This window comes from Anaerotignum sp. MB30-C6, assembly GCF_030908465.1.
GTDB lineage: Bacteria > Bacillota > Clostridia > Lachnospirales > Anaerotignaceae > Chakrabartyella.
Genome location: NZ_CP133078.1, coordinates 99,280 through 113,462, shown reverse-complemented (window position 1 = coordinate 113,462; position 14,183 = coordinate 99,280). Strand labels below are relative to the sequence as shown.

Sequence of the window (14,183 nt, the reverse complement as noted above, 5' to 3'; positions counted from 1 at the left end):
CCGCCCCTCACTTTCACCGCTTATCCTCGCTCTTGCCACCACTCTACCACCTTAAATTTTACTTTCGGCGTAATATCGTTCTGGCCCATAGATGAGACAACTAAAAACTCCTCTTCCGTTAACGTATTCTCTAGCCTTTCATGGCTCTCTTCAGTGGAATATCCCCAGGAAGCATCCACATAGCACATTTGTGGATATAAAACGCACCACCAATTTTGCCCTTCTGCCCCACCTATCTCAATACGTAATGCATCGTAAACCCCCGCTGGAAAAATCAAATCATCATAACGTTTAAAAGGAAAATCCTCCCGTACAATAGATACACTTACGGGATAGTCATAACCTTGAGCAACAACCTCTTTCTGCGCTGTTTTACAAATTTCTTCTTTTACAGCCTCTAACTCTGCCAAGGTTTCCTCTTTGCTTTCGCAAGAAGATAAGATCTCCCCATAATCCTGTAACACTCTATCCCGTACTTTTAGTTTTAACGCCTGATCCGCCTGTGTATCGCTGTTGGCTAAAACATGAAAACGTACAACCTTTGCAGAAATTCCACCCTGAATCATTTGAGAGTATCCCTTGGTCCAGTGAGCTCCAAAAGCAGCACTAAATGCAACCCCGATAACAACCGCTGCGCACCAATACCATTTCTCTTTTCTCCAAAGGTCCTTAATGATTTCCTGCAATCTGTTTAATCTACTCATAATCTCACCCTTTTTTTCTTCGTTAAAGGGATGATTTCCTTTTTTTAACTAATTTAATCATCGAATTCTTCCTGTGTCCCGAATTTTTATTTCTGGTTCCACAACTATCGTCACGTCTTTCCAAAAGTCCCCAGAATATTCAGGATATGCCCGACGTAGCCGCACTGCCAAGCCAAGGAGTTCAGCTGTATCTTGTTCCTGTGCTATTTTCATTGTATTTTCTATTTCAGTTTTTATGATTTCTGAAAAGAGATTTTCCAATTTTTTTGTGCCTTCTTTTGAAAAAGCTTCCTTCTTTACACTTCCCAACAAATCTCCATTAATACTCAATTCAATGCGGCAAAGGGTAGTTCCATCCTGCTGTTTTTCAAAATCATAATCCACTTTGCTGTTTACCACTCTTAAGGGAATCCTTTTTCCATCGTCCTCTGCCTCCAAAACGGCACCCTCTGCCTCTCCTAGCAAAAATAAATAACCTTGTTCTTCTTTATCATTAAGAAATGTGGAAAATCTTAAATCAACCAAGCCAACGCCGCCACCCAAATAAAGCCCCCCGTCTGCTGGCTCAATTCTTGGCAAAATAGCCGACCCTCTTTGCTCTGTAAGCTCCGTAAAAAAGGTATCCATGTCCAACCCTTTTGTAACACCAACTTCTTTGGCAGTATTTTTGTAAAACTCCCATAGAAAAAGGCCAGTACCATCATCTTCTTCCATCATTGCATCAATACAAGCCTCCGCCGATGACGCCGTTGCCAATACAGTCACTTTTTTGGATATCTCCTGACTTCGTTCCAATTCCTCCAACAAAGACAGCAACAGCTTTCTATCCTCAAGAATGCTTTTGCCAAAAACAATCATTTTCAATTGACCTAACTCCGTTTTACGAGAGTTTCGGCTATCATTGTAGGCAATGGCATCAGCTAAAGATCTTCCCTGACAAACCATTTTTTTCGGCTCCTTCTCCTCTGTTTTTGCAGGGGCAAAAGCAACAGTATACCCATCATCTTTTTTGTCAACGCCCATAGTTATCATATATTCCCTATCCTCTGGATCCCTTTTGTCCCAACACCCTGTGGCAATAAAAAGGGGTAGTATTGTTACTACTATCCATTTCCAATTACTCATATCTACTCCTCCTTTTGATTGCATCGAAACATAGAGCAACAAACGGCAAAACTAGTAAAAAGACACCATTTAGCCAAGGAGAAACCCTTACCCTTAACCAGTAAGCCGATGCCATGTCTGGGGGCAACAATGCCACTATAAAGAGTAGTGGAATCAATAGAAATAGCCATCCATTTCTCTTTTGTGCTTTGCTTCGAAAAATCCTGGTACAAAGATCAGTTCCAAAAAATAAAAGTCCTGACACATATAAAAACACGGTAACCATCCAAATCCAAAGAAGAAATAAATCTTGTCTGCCTAAAAAAATGCCGGAAAAACTAACCCTTTCCATCATTTGCAACGTAGGCAACAATTTTGTTGATAACACTTCAGTTCCATATACAGCCAAGGATAGAAACACCAAAACGGCAATTGCCACTGTGGCTACCATACAAGTAACCCAGATACGTCGCCCAGAATGGGACCTTTTTTCCAAATAAGGAAAGATAAAAAGCAGAATCACTAGACCCTGAAAAAGAGGGCCGAAAAAGCCGACACTTCCCCATATATTTTTTACATTTGGTATCTGGATTGGTAACACACGGCTATACCCAGTAGAAATTGCCACAAATATTAAAACAACTACCAAAGGCACAAAAACAACAAAAAATAATATCTCCGCCGCCCGTGCACTACACTCTGACCCTTGCCCCGCCGCCAAGCCGCAAAGAATGAGCACAAGCACTACCAATAGCCACAACGGAGTTCGGGGTAACATAGATGAGGAAATAACATCGCAAAACAACCGTAGCTCCAATGCACCATCAAAAATCAACTTAGCCCCTAAGCCAAATGAAAAAACCGTACCTATTGCTCGGCCAAAAGCATTTTCATACCACTCTACCGCTGTATAGGTGGGATGTTTTTTACCCAAATATACTAAAAAAACTGCTGTAAGAGAAATAATAATACCCCAAATTATCGTAACAATCCAACAGCTATTTCCAGCGATAACGGCTACCTCACTGGGCAAAAATAAAACTGCCGTACTAAAAAAATACAGCAGAAGCATGGATTCTAGCTGTCGTACAGAAATTTTTTGATTTTCTGCAAACATAATTACTCTCCTCCTTTTCGTCCCCTGGCCGAAGGCTTTGTAAAGATAGGACGTCGTTTCATTTTACGCAAAGGCAGTCGAAATATGGTGTCCTCCCAGTCCACATCATCATTTACAGAGGCAGAACAGAATGGGTACATAAAGGGAATTCCATAGGAAGTCAGGCTACACAAGTGGGCAAGAATCAACAATAGGGATACCCAAAGGCCAAACAGCCCAAATATTGCGGAGAAAAAAATAGATATATATTTGCTCAGCCTTAACCCGGAAACCAAAGAGATATTGGGAATTACGAAGGTACAAATCCCTGTTAGGGCTGAAACAATTACAACAGAAGGACTTACAATCCCCGCCTCTACTGCTGCAGAACCGATGATGATACCACCAACGATACCGATGGTGGAACTTACAGGAGATGGCAGCCGTATCCCCGCTTCTCGAAGCAGCTCAAATGCCAACTCCATTATGATGACTTCACCCACTACAGAAAAGGGGATATTCTGCCTCGTAGTTGCTATTTTTAAGGCCAAGGCCGTTGGGATTAACTCAGGATGATAAACGGATAAGGCTATATACAGCCCGGGTAAGGCTATTGCAACAAATGCGGCCACATAACGTATGGCACGGATAAAGGTCATAATCTCCCAGCGGTCGTAATAATCCTCTGCTGCTTGAAAGAACACATTTAGCGTCACAGGAAGCATTACAACACATGGGGTGTTATCAATCACCAGTACAACCCTGCCCTCCAAAAGGGCCGAGGATGCCTTATCTGGTCTTTCTGTCATCTGTAACTGGGGGAAAGGAGATAACCAGCGTTTTTCCAATAGCTGTTCAATATAACCACTATCCAAAACACCATCCAAATTCATGGTGTCTAGTTGCTTCTCAATTTTCGCCAATGTTTTTGGTCTCACCAAATCTTCCATATACATCAGCGCCACGTCTGTTTTACTCCTTGTGCCTACTTTCTTTCTTTTTAATTTTAGCTTTGTATCTCGAATGCGGCGGCGTATCAAAACAATATTGATAGCCATAACCTCTAAAAAAGCATCCTTTGGTCCTTGGACTACAACCTCCGTTTGTGCTTGACTTACACCCCTTGAAGGAAACCCCTTTGTGGAAGCCTGCAATGCGAAGGCATTGCCATCCATTAATAACACCGTATCTCCTAGTAAAACGGCATCATATATTTGCTGAAGGTCTGTTATTTTGCTTATTTCCCTAATAGCGATGATATCTTCCATTAATACATCCAAGAGACCACTTTCATTACGCTCCTTATATCTCCCCATTAAGTTGGTCATAATAAACTCTTGAATTGCATTCCCATCAACGATATTGTCTGCATAAATCATAAGAAGCCTTGATTTACCGCTGCCAACAACAAACTCACGCATAACGATGTCGCCACAATCACGAAATGATTCTTTAATGGCAACTATATTTTGTGACAGATCTTTCGAAATCTGCATATATCCACCGCCTTCCATTTTTGCTTATTTTTCCATAGAATGCAAAAACTATACCTAGCCATGGTAAGACTTTCTTTCCCAAGTGTTTTTAGATGGATTTTTTGCAAATAAAAAACGCCCATGTCTATATGGACGTTTCTTTTTTTACTTTTGGCTTTTTTCTTGGGAACCTGCCGCACTGCTTGCACTTCCTCCACTGCCGCCACCGACAATTAAGCTGGAATTTTTAAAGGCAAATACTTGCATATCATAAGCACGTGCCAAGTCATCCAATGCATTTTCTGCTTTTGTTACGCCTAACTGGGCCTGTTCCAAGGTAAGCTTTGTAATATTACCGGCTTGGAAATTCACTTCAGTTGTTTTTAAATCCGCCTGAGCCTGAACTAAGTCTGCTTCAGCCTGTTCATAAGCTGCCTCTGATTGCTCTAACTGTACATATGCATTACGGATGGCAACTTCCTTTTCTTCTTTCGCGGCCTTTAAGGCTCTCTTTGCAGATTCATATGAATTCTTGTTGAGTTTATTTGTAGCATTCGTAGTTGATTCCGCTAAATAATTCGTGCCAAATTTTGCATCCTGAACCGCTTGTTCCTTTAGCAAAATAGAATAATCCTTATTTATCTGGGCATTAATGTAGCTTTCCAAGGTTCCTTGTAAAACATAAGGCTCAAATTCTACATCATATTCCACTATATACTCTTTATCAACAGGTTCCCCGATTGTATCATTTAAACTAATGTACATTTGTTCCAAGGATTTTTCAAGCTGATAAATTTTCTTCTTGCTTTTTTCATATTCCGCCTTCAGCTGATCCAGCTTATATGTGCTAATCATGCCTAAACGGTGTTTTGTTTGACCCTGCTCATACAAAGTCTTTTCAATGCCTCCTGCTTTTTTCAGTAGTTCTAAGTTCGCTTCGTTTTCCACAATGGAAGCAAATGTGCTTTTTAATGTGGCTTCCAACATCAAGTTTGTAACCTGTGTTGCGTACTTATTTTTTTTCATACCACTATCTGTATCATAAATAGCAGACGTATAGCCATGAACTGCATCATTTACCCATTTTTGATAGTCATAGGTCGGGAGTGTGAAAGAGCCAGTGGCATCCCATAAATCTTCCTTAGACTCTTCTAAAAACTCGTTTGTTTTTTGTAAATCAATTAAATCTATACTATGCTTTTTCGCTTTTTCTAAGGCTTCTTCATAAGTTAAGACAGGAGTTGTTTGTTCTGTTGCTTGGGTTTCAACTGCCTCTGTTGTGGAGGGCGGTTCTACGCCGAAAGCGGTTGTGCCAAAGAGAGTCACTGTCAGTGCTAAGGCTACCGCACCTTTGGTGCTTTCAAGTAATTTTTTCATGGTATTTCCTCCTCAGAGTTACTTTGTTTTTATAATAAAACCAATTATACCATAATTTTGTCAGATTTCCAGTGAATTAAGGATTTCTTAATCAATTCTTATGTGGTTTTTATTAATATCTCTGGTTATTTTAATACAAAAAAGGAACCCCCGAAGGGGTTCCCTATAAACTACTTAGAAGTTAAGCAAAAATTATTTGCCACCGTTCAATGTAGCTGTCTTTGTAGCTGCATCCCATTTAACGTCTGTTACGCCCAATGCTGTACCTAAATCTCTCAAAGGTAAGAATGTTCTTTCGCCTTTGATTTCAGGAGCTGCGGAGGAAGGGATAGCGGAACCGTTAACATAGATTACTTTCTGGCCAACTGTCATTGTGATGATTCTCTGACCATACATAATTGTTACAGTTCTGGATTCTGCGTTCCACAATACGTTGTTTGTGTTTACGCCAAGAGCCTTGGAGATTGCTCTTACAGGAAGCATTGTGTAACCAGCGTCACTGATGTAAGCTGCTACGTCCAATTCAACCTTGTTTTCACCAGCGATCAAGTAAGCTTCGCCAACAGGTACTACTACCTTTGTTGTGAAGAGGTTATCCTGATCTCTACCGGATGTTACTACGTTAACGAATGCTTCTTTTACAACGTCGCTGTAATCGCAAACGTCATCTACGAAGGATTCTTTGTCTTTATCACGCTTGTCGAAGTCTACAGTAGCTTCGTCAGCTGCGAACAATCTCTGCTTGTCATAAGCATCTGCCATAGTTGTTCTGATTTCTAAGTCATATGCACCTGCAGGGATATTTCTGTTCATGAACAGTTTCATATCTTTGATTGTTACTGTTGCAGCGGAGTCAGATTCTTCTTTCACTGTGAACTTCAATGTACCTGAATCTTTTTTGGTATCATCTTTTACATCAAGCTCAGAATCTTTGTCGATTTCGAATGTTGCGTCATCTTCGAATTCCATTACACCTTCTTTGTCGAAGCTGAAACTGAATTCTGCACCTTTTTCCCAGAGGCCTTCTTCAGCTTCTGTGATAACGATAGGTGTTTTGATTTCTGTGTTTCTGTAGTCGATAATCAAGTCGTTTTGTTCTGCCTTAACTGTGTAAGGTTTTACAAACTTAGCGATTGTTACTTCCTGCTTGTCAACCAAGCCACCTTCTAATGTCAACTTAACTTCGCCTTCGAAAGTAGGGTCAGCAACCAATTTCAACTGGAATGTTACTTCTGCAGCTTTGTTATCTGTTACGTTAGTATTAACGTCATCAAATACTCTCTTCTTGAACTCAAAGTTTTTGTGGTCGCCTTCTTTGTATGCAGCAACAAATGCATCTTCCCATGCATCAGTACTAGTATATTTTTGATTATTGCTGTCTTTTCCATCTTTATCCAAGTCTACACCATTCTGGAAAAAGTTTGCTGCATCAACGCCTTCAACAGCTGTTACATAAACGCCTTCAGGCAAGTTGAGGTTAAAGCCCTGTCTCATGGACCATGCACCAGGGAAAGATTCTTTCGCTGTTACTTCCAAGGACAAGTGATCGGAATCATCTGTGATACCCTTGTTATCATCGTTAACACCACTGTAGATTACAGGTAAATCTTCGTCTTCATCAACTGTAAGAGATACTTTGTAATCAACAACTTTAGCTACTTCTACAGATACAGAATCAGAAATAGTAGCACTATTACCCTTTGTTGCAATAGCCTTTACTGTCAATGTTGCAACAGCGCCAGATTTAGCAGTTGTTGCTTCAATTTCGATGTGATCGCCTTCGATTGTAAATTCATCATCAGCAGCACCTTCATAAGTAAATTCTACTTTATTGTCATCAATAGGACCAAAATCGTAAACGCCTGCTTTGTCGATTGCTTTGGTGAATTCAAAACCTTTAGAGAGTTTCAATTCAAATTTCTGACCGTTAACAAAATCGCCAACTACGGATTCAATTTTTACGCCGTTGCTGTACAATTTTACCACTTCTTCTTCTGCTACATCTACTGTCTTTTTAATAGAAGCTTTCAAGCCTTTACCAAGAATAGTAGCGTAAACCAAATCGTCAGCTTTTACCATTTTTGAGTCAACGGATACAGTTGCTTTTTTTCCTTCACTTCTGCTATCCATTTTGGATACTAAGTCAACATAAACGATATCATCTTTGTGTAATTTTCCAATGATTGTGAATTCAATCTGATCATCGTCTGTCTTTTTGAAGTTTTCGATTAAAACAGTACCTTCACCTGCTCTAACTTCAGCAAGGGTTTTTTCTGCTTCTGTAACTGCCGCTTTTGCTTTGTTTAATTCTGCTAATGCAGTTTTTACAGCCAAAACATCACCTGCTGCTGCTGTCTCCGCAGCTTTTAAAGCGTCTTCTTTTTCAGTTAAAGTAGTTTTTGCTGTAGCCAAAGTAGCTTCTGCTGCTGCCAAAGCTGCAACCTTTGCATCTAAAACAGCCTGCTTATCAGCTGTAGTTGTCTGTGCTGCTTTCCAAGCATCTCTTTTAGCATCAACATCAGCCGCATTAGTTTCTACTGCTGTAAGATAAGCTTCATGTGCTGCTTCTTCTAATGCCTGTGCATCATTTTTAGCTGTTTCTGCAGTGTTTTTTTCAGTTGTCAAATCTGTTACTGCAGTCGTTGCATCTGTTACTGCATCTGTTGCATCTGTTACTGCAGTTGTTGCATCAATAACTGCTTGATCTGTGGAAACGTCAGCATCTTTAATTGCTTTTTCATATGCTGCTTCTGCAGAATCTCTTGTAGCTTCTGCTGCTGCCAAAGCTGCTTCTGCCTTAGCTACGGATGTGCTGCTATCAGGATCATCCAAACGAACACCAATGTGTTTGGTATCATCAAATGTTTCACCAAAATCTGCATTCTCCAAAGTTACAGTTACATCCATTTCTGGAACTGCACTGGAATTAGAAATCTGGTAATCAGTTGATGTAATCTTCAACTGAAGTTCAGGCACGTCTGTACCCTTGATTTCGCCGTCAAAACCTTTGCCTTCTTCCAAAGCATCAACGACTTTAGCTGTTGCGGAAACTTCGCCCTTTGCAAATGCAGTTGCAGGTACGAGGGAAGCTACCATAGCGCCAGCCATAACGAAAGAAATAAACTTCTTCATCGTTAAATTCCTCCTTTAATCATTTAAGTATTTTTTCGTGTGTTTCGTTTTATAATTATACAACGAATGCAATTCAATTGTTCTCCTTTACTACCCATGTCCCTTTCCGCTTCGTTTGTCAAATCCTGGTTTCTTTGTTCTACCCTCACACCCATTTAAGAGCGTCAAACGCCGTCGCCAAGCTTTGTCGCCCGTCCCGTTCCGTTTCATCGATAGGAAAGGTTTACCATTTACTATGCAAGGTTATTATACGCAGAGAATTTTGAAATGGCAAGAGTTATTGGCAAAATGTAACATAACTGTAATATAGCAGAAATAATGTGTCCCCCACCCTGTAATATATAAGAAAACCTTGCAAAACCAAGGAAATTCAACATAATGTGGAATTTAAACCACACAGACACAATATATCTCAATATATAGAAACTACTCCCTTTGCCGTGGTGTTTTCTAAACCATGGTGAAAGGGAGAAAGGATTCTTTGAAATGTTTGGGCAGAAGAAGTGGAGGCCATCTTCTACCACAGCCAGAACAGATAGGGCATGGGCAGAGTGGTTCAGATATGATGTGACTACGCAGTCGCCATACATTTATATATTTGTAGGGTAATAGTTTAAGATAACCGCCTTTAATGTTTCCCTTCCATTGGAATAGTAAGAATGCTCTGTGGAAGCTATGAAACTGATGGCATCATCTTTTTTTAATACATATTCTTCGTCCTTAACAGTTAAGGTCAGCTCTCCCGATAAAACCATGATATATTCTTCGGACTTTTCTGAGTGGCCAATGCAGGTTGCCTGTTCACCAACATCCAGCTCAATCTGATAAAGCTCAAAATTACGATTCCCACCATTTGTATAGTAGCAAAATGTACGGTAGCTTTCCTTTTCCCCATACTGAACGGGAATATCCTTCTTGGAAATAACATAAGTATCATGCTCCGGTTTTTCCAAAAGGGCAGTATATGGCACTTTCAACCCATTGGCAATTTTCCAAATGGTATTTATGGTGGGATTATTATCTCCTTTTTCAATTTGCGACAACAACACCTTACTAATATCGCAAAGTTCAGCCAGTTGGCCTAGGCTTAATGCCCTCTCTTTTCGCAGCCTATTCAAGTTTTCCCCTATAATTTGACTAATTTCCATAAAAACCCTCCGAAGTCTATTGACAAGTATAATGAACGAATGTAATATATATTTTATTTAACGTTTGTTAATTATATTATACATTCATTTTATTGGAGGTGCAACCTTGATTCAGCAAGAAGATAAAAAAATTATCCAGATAAAAAATGCAATGAAATACGCTTTTCCCCACACCATCCCCGTTATGACGGGTTTCCTCGTGTTGGGCATGGCCTACGGTGTTCTCATGCAAGCCAACGGTTATGGCACCCTATGGGCTGTACTCATGAGTGGGATTGCCTTTTGCGGGAGCATGCAGTTTGTGGCAGTATCTCTACTCACCTCACCCTTTCAGCCCGTTGAAGCTTTCCTTTTAAGCCTGATGGTAAATGCTCGTCACCTGTTTTACGGCATTTCTATGCTGGATCGCTTTAAGGGTCTTGGGAAGGTGAGATTGTTTCTAATCTATACACTATGTGACGAAACTTTCTCCATTTCTTCCAGTGTTCAAGCACCTGATGGGATTGACAGAAGGTATTTTTATTTTTCCATTTCTTTATTGAATTACATATACTGGGTGTTTGCTACATTTTTAGGGGGAATTTTAGGTAGCTTTATCACAATGAACACAAAGGGGTTGGACTTTGTACTGACTGCGTTGTTTGTTGTTCTGTTTATGGAACAAATGAAAACAAAGGAAAACCACACCCCCGGTATCATAGGCATTCTTTGTTCCATTGTTAGCCTCATCATCTTCGGGCCTAATGGAATGGTTATTCCCGCTATGATTTTCATTTTATTCACATTGTTAGTAAGGAGGAAAGCACTATGTACTTAACTCAATTTCAAACGTTCAGCATCATTCTGTCTGTTGCTCTAGGGGCAATGATAACAAGGTTTTTGCCTTTTATTTTCTTCCCCGAGAACAAGGAGCCTCCCCAAATCGTTCACTATCTTGGGCGTGTGCTACCACCGTCCATGATGGGGTTATTGGTGGTTTATTGCCTAAAAAATGTAACTGTACTTCAAGCACCTTTTGGATTGCCTGAACTTGCGTCTATATTCTTAATCGTAATTCTCCAAAAATGGAAACGAAATGTGCTGCTAAGCATTGGAGGCGGCACCGTATTATATATGTTCATTATTAATTATTTTGGAATTTAGACCTACTATGGATTTATACTGAAACGGGTAGCTGAAAACCAATCTTCCTTGCAAACAACTGGAATCCACTAACAATATATAATTTCACTGACGGCCAAAAAGCCGCTTTAGATTGTTGAGATGGGCAACGCCAAATTGGTTAACCCATTTCCCATTTGAAAAGCAAAAACCGTTGCCTACGAGACAAGCCAAGGAAATCTGCCATGGGTATCTCTAAAAACCAGTTTCATTTCCTACGTAATTCATAACTTTTCCCTGTTCCTTAGGTTATCATTCGTTTATCCCCCTTTCCAAAGGGAAACAGCTTCCCTACGAACAGCTTAATAACTTTTTCCCAATGACAAAACTCCCTTTGATAGTTTATCAGCTGAAAAATCCCTTTAATCTAGCCAAAGGAGGACTACTACGATAGTATTACATTCTACCAGCACAACAGTGGTTAAATTAAAGGGAAACAAAAAAGGAACCCCTTTCGGGGTTCCTTTCTTACTACTGATATGTACGTCAAGCAATGATTACTTACTGCCGTTCATTGTAGCTGTCTTTGTTGCTGCATCCCATGTGATGTCTGATACGCCCAAAGCTGTAGCCAAGTCTCTCATAGGAAGGAATGTTCTGTCACCTGTGATTTCAGGTGCTGCGGAAGAAGGAATAGCGGAACCGTTTACATAAACAACCTTCTGGCCTACTGTCATCGTGATGATTCTCTGACCGTACATGATTGTTACAGTTCTAGCTTCTGCGTTCCACAATACGTTGTTTGTATTCACGCCAAGTGCCTTGGATACTGCTCTTACAGGCAACATTGTGTAACCCGCTGCAGTAATGTATGCAGGAACGTCCAATTCAACTTTTTCATTGCCAGCGATTAAGTAAGATTCGCCAACAGGTACTACTACCTTTGTTGTGAACAGGTTATCCTGATCTCTACCGCTTGTTACAACGTTGATGAAAGCTTCTTTCACGATATCGCTGTAATCAGCAACATCATCAATCACTTCTTCATCGCCAGCAACTGCTGCGTAGATTGCCTGATCATCGTAAGCTTCGCTCATGGATGTAGCAACCTTCAAATCGTAAGCACCTGCAGGTACGTTTCTCTGCATGAACAATTCGATATCTTTGATTTCAACTACTGCTGCTTCATCAGATTCAGACTTAACTGCGAATGCAAGTTTGCCGTTTTCTGTTTTTTCGTCTTTCAATTCCATATCGGATTCTTCGTTTGCAGCAAATGTTGCGTCATCTTCGAACTGAATCATGTCGCCTCTGTCTACTGTCAATGTGAATGCAGAATCTGTATCCCACAAGCCAGCTTCAGCTTCTGTGATAACGATAGGTGTTTCAATTTTTGTGTTTCTGTAATCAATGATTACGTCGTTCTGTTCTGCCTTAACTGTGTAAGGCTTCACGAATTTTGCTACTGTAACTTCCTGCTTGTCAACCAAAGCACCTTCGAAGCCCAATACTACGTCGCCTTCGAATGTAGGGTCAGCTACTAATTCAAGCTTGAATGTTACTGTAGCAGGGTCTGTATCTAATGTTACGTTAACATCGTCGAATATTCTCTTTGCAAATTCAAAGCCTTTATAATCGCCTTTTTTGTAAGCTGCCTTGAAAGCTTCTTCCCATTTGTCTGCACCAGCTTCTACGTCATTCTGAACAAAGTTTTCTGTTTCCATAACGTCAACATTTGTTACGTATACGCCTTCAGGCAATGTGAAGTTGAAGCCCTGTCTCATAGACCAAGCACCGGGGAAAGATTCTTCCGCTGTTACTTCCAATGTCATATGGTCGGAATCGTCTGTTAAGCCTTTGTTGCTTACAGCTGTACCACTATAAATTACAGGAAGATCTTCGTCTTCATCAACGGTAAGAGCTACTTTGTAATCAACAACTTTAGCAACTTCTACGGAAGCTGTGCCAACGTTTTTCGCTGTTACTTTAATTGTAGCAACGTCGCCAACTTTTGCTGTTGTAGCTTCAATTTTGATGTCTTTTAATGTGAATTCATCAGCTGTTGCTGCAGTGAAAGTTGCTTCGTTTTCGTCAATCGCCCAGTTGTCAGCGCCTGTTACAGTGGAGTTTGCGAATTCGAAACCTTTGTTCAGTTTCAATGTGAATTCAGTGCCCACTGCATAAGAATCATCAACTGTGGGTTCGATTGTCAAACCTTTGCTGTTAAGCTCTGTGATTTCTTCTACTGCTACGCTTACTGTTTTCTTAATGGAAGCTTTGATGCCTTTGTCTACGATTGTAGCATAAACCAAATCATCAGCTGTTACCATCTTGGAGTCTACGGATACTGTTGCTGTTTTACCAACAGATACTTTTGTCATTTCAGAAGCCAAGTCGATTGCTACAACATCATCTTTTGCAAATTTACCAGTCAATGTGTAAGTTACTTCATCTTCTGCAAACTCTTTTGTTGCTACTGTGATTGCTGCAGGTGCATTTACAAGAGCCTTGAATGCATCCGCATCTGCTGCTGTAAATTCAGCACCATTTAATTCTACCGTTACATCCATTTCAGGTGTGTCACCACCAGTTGTCTGGTAGTCTGCACTTGACACCTTAAGCTGTAACTCGGGTGCATCAGTTGCTAAAATTTTGCCGTCGAAATCTTTGCCTTTTTCCAAAGCGCCGATTACTTTAGCTGTAGCAGAAACTTCACCTGCTGCAAACGCTGTTGCAGGAACAAGGGAAGCTACCATAGCTGCAGCCATAACGAAAGAAACTATTTTCTTCATCGTTACATTCCTCCTTTAGATTATGTACTTTGTTTTCGTTCTCGTTGCATAATTATAAAACGAATGCAGTTCGACTCCCTCTGGGATTGTTTCGCCACGCCGTTCTGTTTGACAAGCTTTGAAAGGCCATTTTCTTTCACCCATACAATAAAAAAATTTTGTCTCGCCACTTCTCGCCCAGAGCATTGCTTTGAACCAACCTCAGTGCGTTGTTTACTATGCCTGCTCATTATACGAGTCATTTTGTAGCTTGA

General features: G+C 40.4%; 10 protein-coding genes. 2 read left to right on the top strand and 8 right to left on the bottom strand.

Annotation, left to right across the window (positions count from 1 at the left end; translation table 11 throughout):
* Positions 1 to 20 precede the first annotated feature (20 nt).
* The 7 genes from spoIIR to RBQ60_RS00495 all read right to left on the bottom strand — a co-directional run bounded on the left by spoIIR (position 21) and on the right by RBQ60_RS00495 (position 10,036).
* Complete coding sequence (gene spoIIR, locus RBQ60_RS00525) at positions 21 to 704, bottom strand: stage II sporulation protein R (RefSeq protein ID WP_307884653.1); 684 nt, start codon at positions 702 to 704, stop codon at positions 21 to 23.
* Between the two features lie 57 nt (positions 705 to 761).
* Entirely contained in the window at positions 762 to 1,829 is a 1,068-nt protein-coding gene (locus tag RBQ60_RS00520; protein WP_307884652.1) for a Ger(x)C family spore germination protein, read from the bottom strand.
* Complete coding sequence (locus RBQ60_RS00515; RefSeq protein ID WP_307884651.1) at positions 1,822 to 2,925, bottom strand: GerAB/ArcD/ProY family transporter; 1,104 nt, start codon at positions 2,923 to 2,925, stop codon at positions 1,822 to 1,824. Before RBQ60_RS00515 ends, RBQ60_RS00520 begins: the two co-directional genes overlap by 8 nt.
* A 2-nt stretch (positions 2,926 to 2,927) precedes the next feature.
* Entirely contained in the window at positions 2,928 to 4,400 is a 1,473-nt protein-coding gene (locus RBQ60_RS00510; protein ID WP_307884650.1) for a spore germination protein, read from the bottom strand.
* A 144-nt stretch (positions 4,401 to 4,544) separates the two neighbouring features.
* Complete coding sequence (locus RBQ60_RS00505) at positions 4,545 to 5,756, bottom strand: TolC family protein (protein WP_307884649.1); 1,212 nt, start codon at positions 5,754 to 5,756, stop codon at positions 4,545 to 4,547.
* 192 nt (positions 5,757 to 5,948) lie between these two features.
* Positions 5,949 to 8,888 (bottom strand): stalk domain-containing protein, encoded by a 2,940-nt coding sequence (locus RBQ60_RS00500; RefSeq protein WP_307884648.1) that lies wholly within the window; start codon positions 8,886 to 8,888, stop codon positions 5,949 to 5,951.
* A 590-nt stretch (positions 8,889 to 9,478) separates the two neighbouring features.
* Complete coding sequence (locus RBQ60_RS00495; RefSeq protein WP_307884647.1) at positions 9,479 to 10,036, bottom strand: helix-turn-helix domain-containing protein; 558 nt, start codon at positions 10,034 to 10,036, stop codon at positions 9,479 to 9,481.
* Positions 10,037 to 10,142: 106 nt separating this feature from the next.
* Between RBQ60_RS00495 and RBQ60_RS00490 the strand changes: the two genes are divergently transcribed.
* Positions 10,143 to 10,853, top strand: coding sequence for an AzlC family ABC transporter permease (locus RBQ60_RS00490; RefSeq protein WP_307884646.1), 711 nt, complete (start codon positions 10,143 to 10,145; stop codon positions 10,851 to 10,853).
* On the top strand, positions 10,844 to 11,179 hold the full coding sequence (locus RBQ60_RS00485) for a branched-chain amino acid transporter permease (RefSeq protein ID WP_307884645.1): 336 nt from the start codon (positions 10,844 to 10,846) through the stop codon (positions 11,177 to 11,179). Before RBQ60_RS00490 ends, RBQ60_RS00485 begins: the two co-directional genes overlap by 10 nt.
* Positions 11,180 to 11,694: 515 nt before the next feature.
* On the opposite strand, the gene RBQ60_RS00480 is transcribed toward RBQ60_RS00485, so the two are convergent.
* Positions 11,695 to 13,929, bottom strand: coding sequence for a copper amine oxidase N-terminal domain-containing protein (locus RBQ60_RS00480; protein WP_307884644.1), 2,235 nt, complete (start codon positions 13,927 to 13,929; stop codon positions 11,695 to 11,697).
* Positions 13,930 to 14,183 lie beyond the last annotated feature (254 nt).

Excerpts from the sequence above, each read along its gene's own strand:
- spoIIR (WP_307884653.1), bottom strand. The coding sequence starts at position 704 with ATGAGTAGATTAAACAGATTGCAGGAAATCATTAAGGACCTTTGGAGA.
- RBQ60_RS00520 (WP_307884652.1), bottom strand. The coding sequence starts at position 1,829 with ATGAGTAATTGGAAATGGATAGTAGTAACAATACTACCCCTTTTTATT.
- RBQ60_RS00515 (WP_307884651.1), bottom strand. The coding sequence starts at position 2,925 with ATGTTTGCAGAAAATCAAAAAATTTCTGTACGACAGCTAGAATCCATG.
- RBQ60_RS00510 (WP_307884650.1), bottom strand. The coding sequence starts at position 4,400 with ATGCAGATTTCGAAAGATCTGTCACAAAATATAGTTGCCATTAAAGAA.
- RBQ60_RS00505 (WP_307884649.1), bottom strand. The coding sequence starts at position 5,756 with ATGAAAAAATTACTTGAAAGCACCAAAGGTGCGGTAGCCTTAGCACTG.
- RBQ60_RS00500 (WP_307884648.1), bottom strand. The coding sequence starts at position 8,888 with ATGAAGAAGTTTATTTCTTTCGTTATGGCTGGCGCTATGGTAGCTTCC.
- RBQ60_RS00495 (WP_307884647.1), bottom strand. The coding sequence starts at position 10,036 with ATGGAAATTAGTCAAATTATAGGGGAAAACTTGAATAGGCTGCGAAAA.
- RBQ60_RS00485 (WP_307884645.1), top strand. The coding sequence starts at position 10,844 with ATGTACTTAACTCAATTTCAAACGTTCAGCATCATTCTGTCTGTTGCT.
- RBQ60_RS00480 (WP_307884644.1), bottom strand. The coding sequence starts at position 13,929 with ATGAAGAAAATAGTTTCTTTCGTTATGGCTGCAGCTATGGTAGCTTCC.